9 protein-coding genes are annotated in these 12,786 nt (G+C 74.4%); 2 read left to right on the top strand and 7 right to left on the bottom strand.

Annotated elements, in window-relative coordinates; all coding sequences use genetic code 11:
* Nucleotides 1-36 precede the first annotated feature (36 nt).
* Nucleotides 37-1,224, top strand: coding sequence for a zinc metallochaperone AztD (gene aztD, locus OUQ99_RS11570; RefSeq protein WP_267949439.1), 1,188 nt, complete (start codon nucleotides 37-39; stop codon nucleotides 1,222-1,224).
* A 199-nt stretch (nucleotides 1,225-1,423) separates the two neighbouring features.
* On the opposite strand, the gene OUQ99_RS11565 is transcribed toward aztD, so the two are convergent.
* The 4 genes from OUQ99_RS11565 to OUQ99_RS11550 form a co-directional block, all read right to left on the bottom strand.
* Nucleotides 1,424-3,442, bottom strand: a complete 2,019-nt coding sequence (locus OUQ99_RS11565; protein WP_267949438.1) for a PhoX family protein — start codon at nucleotides 3,440-3,442, stop codon at nucleotides 1,424-1,426.
* A 548-nt stretch (nucleotides 3,443-3,990) separates the two neighbouring features.
* Nucleotides 3,991-5,352, bottom strand: coding sequence for a GntP family permease (locus OUQ99_RS11560; protein WP_267949437.1), 1,362 nt, complete (start codon nucleotides 5,350-5,352; stop codon nucleotides 3,991-3,993).
* Between the two features lie 12 nt (nucleotides 5,353-5,364).
* Nucleotides 5,365-6,564: a glycerate kinase gene (locus OUQ99_RS11555; protein ID WP_267949436.1), complete on the bottom strand. Its 1,200-nt coding sequence runs from the start codon at nucleotides 6,562-6,564 to the stop codon at nucleotides 5,365-5,367.
* Nucleotides 6,565-6,628: 64 nt separating this feature from the next.
* Nucleotides 6,629-7,729 carry a CdaR family transcriptional regulator gene (locus tag OUQ99_RS11550; protein ID WP_267949435.1) on the bottom strand — a complete coding sequence of 367 codons (1,101 nt, stop codon included), beginning with the start codon at nucleotides 7,727-7,729 and terminating at the stop codon, nucleotides 6,629-6,631.
* 155 nt (nucleotides 7,730-7,884) lie between these two features.
* Between OUQ99_RS11550 and OUQ99_RS11545 the strand changes: the two genes are divergently transcribed.
* The gene (locus tag OUQ99_RS11545; RefSeq protein ID WP_267949434.1) at nucleotides 7,885-8,529 is read left to right on the top strand and encodes a VOC family protein; all 645 of its coding nucleotides are present in this window, start codon (nucleotides 7,885-7,887) and stop codon (nucleotides 8,527-8,529) included.
* 423 nt (nucleotides 8,530-8,952) lie between these two features.
* Here the strand turns inward: OUQ99_RS11545 and menD are convergent, their stop codons facing one another.
* From menD to menB, 3 genes are all read right to left on the bottom strand, one after another.
* Nucleotides 8,953-10,665 carry a 2-succinyl-5-enolpyruvyl-6-hydroxy-3-cyclohexene-1-carboxylic-acid synthase gene (gene menD / locus OUQ99_RS11540; RefSeq protein ID WP_267949433.1) on the bottom strand — a complete coding sequence of 571 codons (1,713 nt, stop codon included), beginning with the start codon at nucleotides 10,663-10,665 and terminating at the stop codon, nucleotides 8,953-8,955.
* Between the two features lie 169 nt (nucleotides 10,666-10,834).
* Nucleotides 10,835-11,821 (bottom strand): o-succinylbenzoate synthase, encoded by a 987-nt coding sequence (locus OUQ99_RS11535; protein ID WP_267949432.1) that lies wholly within the window; start codon nucleotides 11,819-11,821, stop codon nucleotides 10,835-10,837.
* Nucleotides 11,818-12,657 (bottom strand): 1,4-dihydroxy-2-naphthoyl-CoA synthase, encoded by an 840-nt coding sequence (gene menB, locus OUQ99_RS11530; RefSeq protein ID WP_267949431.1) that lies wholly within the window; start codon nucleotides 12,655-12,657, stop codon nucleotides 11,818-11,820. The genes OUQ99_RS11535 and menB overlap by 4 nt, the downstream gene beginning before the upstream one ends.
* Between the last annotated feature and the right edge of the window lie 129 nt (nucleotides 12,658-12,786).

Below are 12,786 nucleotides of genomic sequence, written 5' to 3'. Positions count from 1 at the left end.
CGAGAACACGACCCCTGACACGAGGACCGAGACACCATGAGAACACCGCACACCGCGACCAGGGCGGCCCTGCCCGCCGTCCTGTCGGCGGGACTGCTGCTGACCGCCTGCTCCACCGGGGCCGACAGCGCCCCCGAGGAGGAGGCCCCGGCCGCCGACACCGCCGCCGCTTCCGTCGCCGAGCCGATCGCGGTCACCTACGACGGCGGCGTCCTCGTCCTGGACGGCACCACCCTGGAGGTCGCCGGGAACATCGAGCTGGAGGGCTTCAACCGGCTCAACCCCGCCGGCGACGACCGCCACCTGTTCGTGTCGACCTCCGACGGGTTCCAGGTCCTGGACGCCGCCGCGGGCGAGCTGACCGACACCGTGTTCCCCGCCGACACCCCCGGACACGTGGTCCGCCACGGCGGGCGCACGGTGCTGTTCGCCGACGGCAGCGGCGAGGTGACGTCCTTCGACACCGACGCCCTGGGCGACGGCACGCCCGAGGACCTGGACGTGTACACCACCGAGGAGGCCCACCACGGGGTGGCCGTGGAACTGGAGGACGGCGAACTCCTCGTGACCCTCGGCGACGAGGAGGAGCGCGTGGGCGCCGTCGTCCTGGACGCCGACCGGGAGGAGATCGCCCGCAGCGAGGACTGCCCCGGCGTCCACGGGGAGACCACCGCCGGGGGCGAGACCGTGGTCATCGGCTGCGAGGACGGCGCCCTGATGTACCAGGACGGCGAGTTCACCAAGGTCGAGGCCGAGCACGACTACGGGCGCATCGGCAACCAGGCCGGCTCGGAGGACTCGCCCATCGTCCTGGGCGACTACAAGACCGACCCGGACGCCGAGCTGGAGCGCCCCGAGCGCGTCGCCCTGGTCGACACCTCCGACGCCTCGCTGTCCCTGGTGGACCTGCCCTCCAGCTACACCTTCCGCTCCCTGGGCCGCGGCCCGCAGGGCGAGGCGCTGGTCCTGGGCACCGACGGGTCGCTGCACGTCATCGACCAGGAGGAGGGCGAGATCACCGACTCCGTCGAGCTGATGGACCCCTGGGAGGAGCCGCTGGAGTGGCAGCAGCCCCGCCCGGCCCTGTTCGTCCGGGGGGAGACCGCCTACGTCACCGACACGGCCACGCGCCAGATCCACGCGGTGGACCTCGGGACCGGTGAGGTCACCGCCTCGACCACGCTGGAGGAGACCCCCAACGAGCTCAGCGGCGTGAGCTCCTGACACCGGGGCCGGCGGGCGCCGCGGCGCCCGCCGGCCCCCCGTGCGTACGGCCCCCGCCCCGCGACGTGCGGGGCGGGGGCCGTGGGCGCATCCGGTGCGCGGCCGCCGGCGCGGGCGGCCGTGCGCGGGAGCGACCGGCCCGGCAACCCCCACGACGGAGCCGGGGCCGGCCTCCCGCGCCCTCCCTCGGGGAGGGGGTCTACCTGCCGACGTCGCGCCCGGCGGTGTGCCAGATGCACACCACGGACGGGCGCGGGAAGTCGCCGTCGGGCCACGTGCTGGTGGGCTCCGCCAGGGTGCCCCCGTCGCCGGGGTGCTGCGGGGCGAGGAACACCGTCTTGTTGTCCTTCGAGATGAGCGGGCCGCAGGCCTCCGCGCCGACCGGGACGGTGGCGAAGGTCCTCAGCTCACCCCGGAAGCGGCCCTCGACGGGGACCACGTGCAGGGCGTCGTTGATGCCCAGCGCGCCGGGCTGGCCGTCCGTGGAGATCCAGAGGTTGCCGTCCTTGTCGAAGGTCAGGTTGTCCGGCGCCGAGATCGGCATGACCTTGGACTTGTCGAAGCCCGCGTAGTAGGTGTCCTCGTCCTCGGGGTTGCCGCAGACGATGGGCACGTTCCAGGCGAACTCCGTGGCCCCGGCGTCCGAGCCCGCCTCCACGATCTCCAGGATGTGGCCGTGCTTGTTGGGGCCGCGCGGGTTGGGCTCGTCGGCCTGGCCGGGCTCGCGGGCGGAGTTGTTGGTCAGCGCGCAGTAGACCTTGCCGGTGACGGGGCTCGGCTCGAAGTCCTCGGGCCGGTCCATCTTGGTGGCGCCCACGGTGTCGGCGGCGAGCCGCGTGCGCACCAGGACCTCGGCGACGCTGAACCCGGGCACGAAGCTCTCGGTGTCGGTGCACAGGGCGATCCACTCGCCGCTGCCGTCGAACTCGCCGTCCTCGGGGAGCGCCCCGGAGCCGTCGAACTCCTCGGCCGGGCTGTTGCCGGTCAGGCGGGCCACGTAGAGGGTCCCGGTGTCCAGCAGGGTGAGGTTGTGGCGGCGCGAGCCCTCGACGTACTTCTTCGCGCTCACGAACTTGTACATGTAGTCGAAGCGCTCGTCGTCGCCCATGTACGCGGCCACGCGGCCGTCGTCGGTGATCCGGATCGTGGCGCCCTCGTGCTTGAAGCGGCCGAGCATGGTGCGCTTGAGCGGCTCCGACCCCGGGTCCAGCGGGTCGATCTCGACGATGTAGCCGAACCGGTTGGCCTCGTTGGGGTGCTTGGCCAGGTCGAAGCGCTCCTCGAACCGGTCCCAGCGGCGGCCGGCGAGGCCGGTCCCCATGCCGTACCGGGCGTTGGGTGCGTCGGCGGGGGCGTTGCTGAAGTACTGGTTGAAGTTCTCCTCCGCGCTGAGGAAGGTGCCCCAGGGGGTCATCCCGCCCGCGCAGTTGTTGAGCATGCCCTTGACCAGGGTGCCGTCCGGGTCGTCCTGGGTTCTGAGCAGCTCGTGCCCCGCGGCGGGGCCGGTCAGGCGCATCGGGGTGGAGGCGGTGAGCCGCCGGTTGAAGGCGCGCTCCCCGTCGGCCAGGCGCCACTCGCCGGTGCCGGCGTGGCGCTTCAGCTCCACGATGGACCCGCCGTGGGCGGCCATGGCGATCCTGACGTGCTCCTCGTCCGCGGTCGCGCCGTCCGTGTACCCGGGGAACATCAGTTCCTCGTTGGTGTACTCGTGGTTGACCCACAGCAGGCCGTTGTCGTCGTCGAGCTGGTGGAAGCCCACGTAGTCGCAGTTGTAGCCGAACTGCTGCTCCTGGGCCTCGGCCGTCTGGGCGTCGACGTCGAACTCGGGGGCCCCGGGCAGGACAGGGTCTCCCCAGCGGATGATGACGTGCTGGTCGTAGCCCCGGGGGATGGTGACCTTGTCGTCGGTGTTGGGCTGCACGCTCGTGAAGGTCGGCCGGGGCGCGGGGTGGGGGCGTCCGGGCCCGCGGTCGGCGGCCGCGGTGCCCAGGGCGGAGAGGCCGAGGGCGGAGACGCCCGCGCCGACCGCTCCGGCGCGCAGGGCGCTGCGGCGCGAGAGGGCCTTCTGGAAGATGTCGCCGAAGTAGGGGTTGGCGCTGGTGTTGGGGGCGGGGTGGAAGCAGGCGTCGCCACAGCGCAGGGCGCATGTCGCGCGGGAGCGACCGCCCCCTACCTGGCCGAGCAGCGGCAGCGGGCGGCGGGGCGCGGATTCGGGCACACCTTCTCCTTGGGGATCGTCTCTGCTCCCGTGCGCTCCGCCAACGTGCGGGGTCGGGTCGGAGCGCGCGGGTCGTTCTCGTCCGGCGGGCCTCCCGCCGGACGCTCTCGACCTTGGCCGAGGTTCCACTCGCACAGGTGAAACCGAGGTGAACGCCCCTACAACTCCACCGCATCCCTGGGTCGGTCACGCTCCACGGTCGTCAGGGCACCCACCGTCGACTTACGCCGCGATCCTCACACGTCGGACGCCCCGTGTCCTACGTGCCACGCCCGGTCACCTGTCCGTGTGGATCCCCGCCGGAACCGGTCTCCCTCCCGCCTTCGGGGCCCGTACGTCGACGAGGGCGTTCCCGGCGCGGGTGCCGGAAGCCCCTTCCCGCCCGGAGGGGCCCGCACGTCCCGGCGGGGGCGTCCCCCGCGCGTGGGCGTGCGCCGCGGCCGGCAGGGGCCCAAGACGCGTCCGCCCCCGCCGGGGTCCCGGCGGGGGCGGACGCGACGCGGAGAGGCGCGCCGCCGGCCGTACGGGCCGGGGCACGCCGCGGCGGGTCACAGCAGGAAGAGGGCCAGCACCTGGATCGCGGCGAAGGCGGCGACGCCCTCGACGGCGGTCGCCACCGTGAGGGTGCGGTAGGCCGTCGCCACCGGGATGCGGCTGAGCTGGGAGACCACCCAGAAGTAGGAGTCGTTGGCGTGCGAGACCACCATCGCGCCCGCACCCACGGCGAGCACGGTCAGGACCATCCCCTCGGGGGAGGCGAGCCCGAGCGAGCCGAGCATCGGCGCGATCAGCGCGGAGGTGCTCACGATCGACACGGTGGACGAGCCCTGGGCGGTCTTGAGCGCCGCGGCGATCAGGAACGGCACAGCCAGGCCGATGCCGAGTCCGGCCAGGTTCTCGGACAGGAAGCCGGTCAGCGGGGAGGCCGCCAGCACGGCGCCGAAGGAGGCGCCCGCGCCGGTGATGAGCAGGATCGGTGCGGCGACGCGGATCGACTCGTGCATCTGCTCGTTGAACCGGGTCAGCTTGCCCGAGCCGCGCAGGAGGGTCGTCGCGGCCAGGAGGCCGATGACGAGCGCGATGACCGGGGTGCCCAGGAACGTGAGGACGTCGAAGGCGGTCCCCTCGCCGATCGGCCGGCCGGGGAGGTTGACCACCGAGGAGGTGCAGATGAGCGCCAGCGGCAGCAGGATCGGCAGGAACGCGGCGAAGGCGTTGGGCAGGCGGCCGTAGCTCTCGCGCAGCTCCTCGTAGGTCTGCGTGGAGATGTCGTCGTCGCTCTCGGCGGGCAGCGGCGTGAAGTCGCGGCGGGAGAACACGGTCGCGTAGGCCAGCCCCGCGAGCGCGGCCACGGCCGAGACCGGCAGGCCGAAGGCGATGACCAGCCCCAGGTTGTCGGCGATGCCGATGTTCTCGGCGGCGGCGAGCGGGCCCGGGGTCGGCGGCACCAGCGTGTGCGTGGCGTACAGGCCGGTCATGAGCGCGATGGCGGTGGCGAGCGAGGACACGCCGGTGCGCAGGGTGATCGCCTTGCGCAGCGAGTTGAGGACCACGTACCCCGAGTCGCAGAACACGGGGATGGAGACGATGTAGCCGATCAGCGTCATCGTCAGGTTCGGGAACCGGGTCCCGATCACCCGGATCAGCGCCTCGGCCATGGAGATGGCGGCGCCGGAGCGCTCCAGGATCACACCGATCATGGTGCCGAAGAGGATCACCAGGCCGATGTTGCCCAGGGTGCTTCCGAAGGCCGTCGTCACGGTGGTGACGATCTCGCCGAGCGGAAGGCGGAAGGCGAAGGCGCCGAGGATGGCGGCGCCCATGAGCGCGAGGAAGGGGTTGACCTTCCAGCGCGCTGTGGCGAGCACGATGCCCGCCACGAGGACGATGAGGATCAGGAGCGCGGTCACGTGCGGTTTTCCTTAGGGATGTACGGGTCGGGTGAAGCTGTTCGCGAGGAGCCGGCAGCAGTTGTAGGCGGCCCAGGTGATGCCGGGGATCGCCTCGTCCTGCATCTGTTCCAGGGAGCCCGGGCCCCGCGCGATGGAGAAGGCGGCGGTGATGCCCGAGCGGCGGAGCTCCTCGGCGGAGACCGCGACCCTGCCGGCGATCACCACGACGGGGCGGTCGGCGGGGGTGAGGCGGCGCACCGCGTCGACGACCTTCCCGGCCAGGGACTGGCCGTCGAAGGACCCCTCCCCGGTGAGGACGAGGTCGGCCCGGGAGAGGAGCTCCTCGGCGCCCAGGACGTCGGCGACCATGCGGGAGCCGGGGACGACCTCGGCGCCCATGAGCGCGGTCAGCCCCGCGGGCAGGCCGCCGGCGGCCCCCATCCCGGGGAGGTCGCGGACGTCGGTCCCGGAGGCCTCGGCGAGCACGTCGGCCAGGCGGCGCAGTCCGGCGTCCAGGGTTCGCACGTCCTCGGGGGAGGCGCCCTTCTGCGGGCCGAAGACGGCGGCCGCGCCCTCGTCGCCGAGCAGGGGGTTGGTGACGTCGCAGGCGATGCGCCAGCGCACGCGGCGGGCGCGGGGGTCGAGCCCGTCGAGGTCGACGCGGTCCAGGCCGGTGAGGGCCCCTCCCCCGTCGGGGAGCTCGGAGCCGTCCGCGTCGAGGAAGCGCGCCCCCAGCGCGGCGAGGAGGCCGGTGCCCCCGTCGGTGGTGGCGGAGCCGCCGATGCACAGGAGGATCTCCTCCACACCCGCGTCCAGCAGCGACGACACCAGGGGACCGATGCCCCGGGTGGTCGCGGTCAGCGGCCGGAGGGGGACGTCGGAGACCGCGGGCAGCCCGTTGGCCTCGGCGGCCTCGATGACGCCCGTCAGGTGGTCGGGGGAGAGCCCGTACCTGGCCCGGACGGGCCTGCCGAGGGCGTCGGTGGTGTCCGCGGTCAGCGCGGTCGTGCCCCAGGCGCCGAGCAGGGCGTCGAGGGTGCCCTCGCCGCCGTCGGCGAAGGGCAGGGTCCGGACCGCCACCGGCGTGCCCTGCTCGTCGAAGGCGTCCTGGACGCCCCGGGCCATCGCCGCAGCCACGTCCACCGCCCCGGCACTCCCCTTGAAGGAGTCCGGGATGATGGCGACGCGGAGGGGGGATGCCTCGTCATGTGTGCGAAACGCTGTGGACATGCAGGAGAGCCTAAGCACATCACCGGTGCGTTTCGACGGTGATTCGCCCAGTCTTCCTGGGACTTTATGTGAACCCTGTGTGCGATTCGCCCAGAGCATCACACGCGTACAGGGCCATCTGGAGCGTGGTCAGGTGGTCGGCCCGGCGGATGTCCAGACCCGTCACGGACCGGATCCGCTCCACCCGCTGGAGCAGGGTGTTGCGGTGGACGTACACCGAGTCCGCCGCGGCCTGCATCGAGGTCGTCGAGGCCACCGCCACGACCGTGCGGCGCAGCGCGCCGTTGAGCTCCGCGACCCTTCCCGCCAGGTTCTCCAGGGTGCGCGGGGGCAGGTGGGCGACGGCCACGGCGATCGTCCGCGACCACGGCACGCCGCTCGCCGCGGCGGGGATCAGCCCGGCGTAGCGGCACAGGGCGCGCGCCTCCTCCGCGTGGGCGAGCAGGACGCCGACATCGTCGGTGGGCGCGGTGGCGGTGTGGCGGCTCTCGGGCGGCAGGCCCGGGGCGCGCGGCGCGGGGGCGGCACCGGAACCGACCAGCCAGAGGGCCCCGTGCAGGACGGCGGCCCGGTGCCCGGCGTCGGCGTTGATGCGGACCACGGCCGTCTCGGCCAGGCCAGGAGGGGCGGCGGAGCCGTCCGGGCGCGGGGCGGCGGCCGCCCACAGGGCCAGCGACCAGGGCGGGGCGAGCCCGGCGGCGGCCAGCCGGGCCCGGGCCGCCGCAGGGCGGGCGGTGCCCGAGCTGAGGGCGGCGATGAGGTCGCGGGCCTCGGTGTGGCGCCGGGTGACCGCGTCCTGCTCGTACTCCTGGGCGAGGAGGAGCTGGACGGTCAGCGCGACGACCCGGGCCAGCGGCGCGACCTCGTGCGGGTCCCCCGTCACCCCGACCACACCGCGCAGCTCACCGTCCACCACCAGGGGCTCGTTGGCCCCGGGCCGGTCGGAGGTGCCCGGCTCGGGGGACGTGACGAGCACCCCGCGCCCCTCGGCGATCACCCTCTGGGCGCCGCGGTGGAGGGTGCCGCGCCGGTCGGGGTCCAGGCAGGCGATGATGGTGCCGTGCTCGTCCATCACGTTGATGTTGTGGCTGATCGTCGGGGCGATCAGGTCGACCACGCGCTGGGCGAGGTCGCCGCTCAACGGTGGCCTCGCGTGTTCGGCCATGGCCCACAGGATAGGCGCAGGTGGGAGGGCGGCGGGCCGGGCGGGGGCGTCCCGGCCCCGCCGGTCGGCGCGGCCGGGGCGTGCCGCCGCGGGGCGGGTCCGCTCCCCGGCGCCGTGGGCGGCGCGGTGTCGGAGCCGTGGCCTATCGTCGGAACATGGCAGAGCAGACCACCCGCCCCGGGGTCCACCGGGCCGGTCCGGCCGACTGGCGATGGCTGCTGGGAGCGTTGCGCGCCCGGTTCGAGACCGCCTCGTTCGGAGCGGGGGCCGCGTTCGTCGCCGCCGTGGGACGACTCGCCCAGGAGGCCGACCGTCCGCCCGACGCCGACCTGCGGGCGGGGCACGTCCAGCTCGCCCTGCGCGGCCAAGACGCCGGCGGCGTGACCGCACAGGATGTCCGGTTGGCCGAGCGCATCAGCGCGCTCGCGTCCGACCGGGGGCTGTCCGCGCGACCGGACCGGGTACAGGTGCTGGAACTGGCCCTGGACACGCCTGCGCCGGAGGCGGTGCTGCCGTTCTGGTCGGCCGTTCTCGGCGGATGCGGGGCGGACGGCAGCGTGGTCGACCCGGCGGGAGGACTCCCGCCGCTGTGGTTCCAGGCGACCGGCTCGACCGCACCCGGCCGGCAGCGCTTCCACCTCGACGTCACCGTCCCCCCGGAAGCCGCCGACCGGCGGATCGCCGCAGCGGTCGCCGCAGGCGGACGCGTCGTCGACGACAGCCGCGCACCGGCCTTCGTCGTGCTGGCCGACCCCGACGGGAACAGGGCCTGTGTCTGCACCGAGCTCGGGCGGGACTGAACCCCGCCCGCACGGGGCGTGCGCACCGGACCCGTCGCGGTTCCGGCCGACCGCCCTGTCCACCGGGGGCGCGATCGGCGCCGTGCCGACGCACGCGGGCGGCCGTGGAGCCGGTCGGCGCCTTCCGGCCCGGAGCACCGTCCCCGCACGTGTCCGGGTCACGGGCCCGGACGCCGTGGCGGGCCCTGCCGACAGACCTGATGATCCGGTCCGACATCGGTCCGGCCCCGGACGCCGGGGCGGGCTCCCGGTCGGCGTCGCTGTGGACCGTGGTCCGGACGGTGCCCGCGAGGGCTCCGGCGACGCCCCCTCCGCGATCGCACCGCGGCCGTCCCTGCCCCGGAGGGGCCGCGGGACGGGGCCCGTGTCACGGTCGCGCCCGCACGGCCGGCGCCGGTCGCGTGCGACGGCTCCGGCAGGTCCTCACAGGGCCGCTTCGACCGCCGCGTCCACCGCCGACTGCAGCCTGCGGCGCAGCGCGGCGCTCTCCGGTCTCTTCGTGCACACCTCGATGACCCGCAGGCCCTCCCCCAGGAGCGCCTTGGGCAGGTCGGTGGCCCACTCCAGCCGCGTGTAGGGCAGGTCGGCCACGGCCGCCACACGCTCCATCGACACCCCGTGCGGCGTGCCGAAGACCCGCTCGAAGTCGGGGTGCCCCGCCTGCTCCAGGCCGGAGAAGATCCCGCCCCCGTCGTTGTTGACCACCACGACGGCCAGGTCGGGCCGGGGCTCCCCCGGGCCGATGATCAGACCGTTCTGGTCGTGCAGCAGCGCCAGGTCGCCCAGCAGCGCGTAGGCCTGGCCGCCGTCCGCGCCCTGGTGGGCGAGCGCGGCCCCCACGGCGGTGGACACGGTGCCGTCGATCCCGCTCACGCCCCGGTTGCCGACCAGGCGCACGCCGCAGCGCGCCCGCATGGTGGCGTCCAGGTCGCGGATGGGCATGCTCGACCCGGCGAACAGCAGCGAGCCCGCTGACAGGTGGGAGGCCAGGTCGCGGGCGAGCCTGGGCTCGCTCAGCACCTCGTCCCCGTCCAGGACCGCGTCCAGCGCGCCGCGCGCGGCGGCCTCGGCGAGCCGCCACCTCTCGGACCACGCCGTGCGCGGCGGGGAGGCCGGGTCCAGACCCGCCGGCGGCGCGACCGCCGCGACCACGTCGGTGGCGGTGCGGGCCGGGTCGGAGAACGCGTTGGCCAGGCTTCCCGCGGGGTCGCCCACCGCTCCGGCGGTCACCGCGACGTGCCGATCGGCCCTGCGCAGGAACGCCAGGATCTGGCGGGACAGGTTCGGGCGCCCCACGCTCACCACCAGTTCCGGGGCCTGCCCGGAGACGAAGAGGGGCGAGGCCAGGAGCTGGCGGTAGGTGGAGACGGCGTCCCCCCTGCGCGCGTTGGAGGTGGGCTCGGCCAGGAGCGGCCACCCGGTCAGCTCGGCCAGCGCCAGGAACGGCACCGGGTCGTAGTCGCCGTCGCCGCACACGATCACGCCGCGCTCCGCGGCGGGCAGGACGAAGGGTTCGGGCCGGGAGGGCGGTCCGGGGCGGTTGATCCACGGCCGGCGGTGCGGGCGCCCCTCCAGGGGCTCGGGCCACGCGTCGGCGGAGTCGTCGGGGGTCAGGGGGTCGCGGAAGGCCACGTTGAGGTGGACCGGCCCGGGTCTGCCCCCCACCGCCGCACCCCAGGCGCGGCAGGCCAGGGAGCGCCAGTAGGCGACCATCCCCGGCACCGGGTCGGGGGTGCCCACCTCGGCGAACATGCGCACGGCGCCGCCGTACAGGCCGATCTGGTCCACCGTCTGGTTGGCCCCGGTGCCCCTCAGCTCCGGAGGCCGGTCGGCGGTCAGCACCAGCAGGGGCACCGCGCTCTCGTCGGCCTCCATCACGGCCGGGTGGAGGTTGGCGGCCGCCGTGCCGGAGGTGCACACCACCGCCACCGGGCGCCGGGACGCGCGGGCCAGGCCGAGTGCCAGGAACGAGGCGGAGCGCTCGTCGACGCGCACGTGGACGCGGATCTCGGGGTGGGCGACGAGGGCCAGGGCGAGCGGTGTCGAGCGCGACCCCGGCGCGACCACGGCCTCGACCAGGCCGCCTCGGGCCAGCTCGTCGACGAGGACCCGCGCCAGGGCGGTAGACGGATTCATCAACTCTCTCGATCGTCTCAAGGTGTACCAAGTATCGCCGCGTGGACTCGTCCCCTCCAGTCAACCCCCACCCGGGGCGGAGGTCGAACGAATCCCGCTGTTGTTCCCGGCACATCCGCGCCGGGCGCGCCGCTGCCCGACGCGTCGGCGCCGGTCCGCCGGGCCGGGGCTAGCCGGTTCCGAAGACCTCGTCCGCCGCGGCGCGGGCCGCCTCGGCCCGGGCACGCCATCCGGCGGGGTCCACCTCCACCGCGCGCAGGCTCTCCTCGTCCACCGCCACCGGCCGGACCGGCAGGAACCCGTCCAGGGGCAGCAGCGGGTCCGCGGTGACGTCGGCGGTGAGCATCTGCCCGGTGGCGAGCCCGCACGCGTGGGGCAGGTCCGGCAGCGCCGCGGCCAGGGCCACCCCGGCCGCGAGCCCGACGGAGGTCTCCACGGCGCTGGAGACCACCACGGGAAGCCCGCACGCCTCGGCGACCCGCAGCGCGGCCCGCACCCCGCCCAGGGGCTGGACCTTGAGGACCACGATGTCGGCCGCGCCCGCGGCCCTGACCCTGAGGGGGTCCTCGGCCCGGCGGATCGACTCGTCGGCGGCCACCGGGACGTCGACGCGGCGGCGCACCTCGGCCAGCTCCTCCAGGGTCGCACACGGCTGTTCGACGTACTCCAGGCCGAACCGGTCCAGGGCCCGGACCATGCGCACCGCGGTGTCCACGTCCCAGCCGCCGTTGGCGTCCACGCGCACCTTCCCGGAGGGGCCGAGGGCGTCGCGGACGGCCTCGACGCGGGCCAGGTCCTGCGCCGGGTCCTGCCCCCTCTCCGCGACCTTGACCTTGGCGGTCGCACAACCGCCCGCGGCGACGATCGCGCGGGCCCGCTCCGGGCCCAGCGCGGGAACCGTCACGTTGACCGGCACCCGGTCGCGGACCGGTTCGGGCCAACCGAGGAAGGCGGCCTCGTGACAGGCCGCCCACCAGCGGGAGGACTCGCGCGGACCGTACTCGGCGAAGGGCGAGAACTCGCCCCAGCCGGAGGGCCCGCGCACGAGCATCCCCTCCCGGACGGTGACGCCGCGGAAGCGGTCGCGCAGGCCGACCGCGAAGGCGCGCCCCCCGGCGGGGGCGCCCTCCGGGCCGGGCCCGACGGGGGGCGTCACGGGCGGCGCGGGAACTTGTCGAACTCCGGACGCCGCTTCTCCTTGAACGCGTCCCGGCCCTCCTGGGCCTCCTCGCTCATGTAGTAGAGCATCGTGGCGTCACCGGCGAACTGCTGCATCCCGGCGGCGCCGTCGCTGACCGCGTTGATGGCGCCCTTGAGCATGCGCAGCGCCAGGGGGGACTTCTCCAGGAGCTCGCGCGCCCAGGCGACGGTCTCCTTCTCCAGGTCCTCCAGCGGGACCACGGTGTTGATCATGCCCATGTCCAGCGCCTCCTGCGCGCTGTACTGGCGGCACAGGTACCAGATCTCGCGGGCCTTCTTCAGGCCGACGGTCTCGGCGAGCAGCCAGGAACCGTAACCGCCGTCGAACGAGCCGACCTTGGGGCCGGTCTGGCCGAACTTGGCGTTGTCGGCGGCGATGGTCAGGTCGCAGCAGACCTGGAGGACGTTGCCGCCGCCGATGGACCAGCCCGCGACCATGCAGATGACGGGCTTGGGCAGGCGGCGGATCTGCACCTGCAGGTCGAGGACGTTGAGCCGGCCGATGCCCTGGCGGGCCACGGCGTCGTCGCCGATGTACCCGTCGTCGCCGCGGATCTTCTGGTCGCCGCCGGAGCAGAACGCCTGGTCGCCGGCGCCGGTGAAGATGATCACGCCGACCCCGGAGTCGTCGCGGGCGATGTTGAACGCCTGCTGGAGCTCGAACAGGGTCTGGGGCCGGAAGGCGTTGTGCCGCTCCGGGCGGTTGATCGTGATCTTGGCGATGCCCTCCGCGGTCTCGTAGATGATGTCGGAATACTCGCCCGACCGCTGCCAGTCGATCACGCTGCTCACGGCTACTACTTCTCCTCACGGGGACACTGGGGACGACGCGGACGCGCCTTCGTCGGCCGCGTCCAAGCGTCAACCCTACGCATTCTGCCAGGCGAGCCGGGACGAACAGGCACGCACCCGGCCACCCGG

Origin of the sequence: Streptomonospora nanhaiensis (assembly GCF_026642255.1) — a bacterium.
Lineage (GTDB): Bacteria > Actinomycetota > Actinomycetes > Streptosporangiales > Streptosporangiaceae > Nocardiopsis > Nocardiopsis tropica.
The sequence above is the reverse complement of the archived record's forward strand: the minus strand, read 5'-3'. Positions and strand labels throughout refer to the sequence as shown.

Bases quoted from the DNA above. Each gene is read 5' to 3' on its own strand.
- OUQ99_RS11550 (WP_267949435.1), bottom strand. From the start codon at position 7,729: ATGGCCGAACACGCGAGGCCACCGTTGAGCGGCGACCTCGCCCAGCGC.
- aztD (WP_267949439.1), top strand. From the start codon at position 37: ATGAGAACACCGCACACCGCGACCAGGGCGGCCCTGCCCGCCGTCCTG.
- OUQ99_RS11555 (WP_267949436.1), bottom strand. From the start codon at position 6,564: ATGTCCACAGCGTTTCGCACACATGACGAGGCATCCCCCCTCCGCGTC.
- menD (WP_267949433.1), bottom strand. From the start codon at position 10,665: ATGAATCCGTCTACCGCCCTGGCGCGGGTCCTCGTCGACGAGCTGGCC.
- OUQ99_RS11545 (WP_267949434.1), top strand. From the start codon at position 7,885: ATGGCAGAGCAGACCACCCGCCCCGGGGTCCACCGGGCCGGTCCGGCC.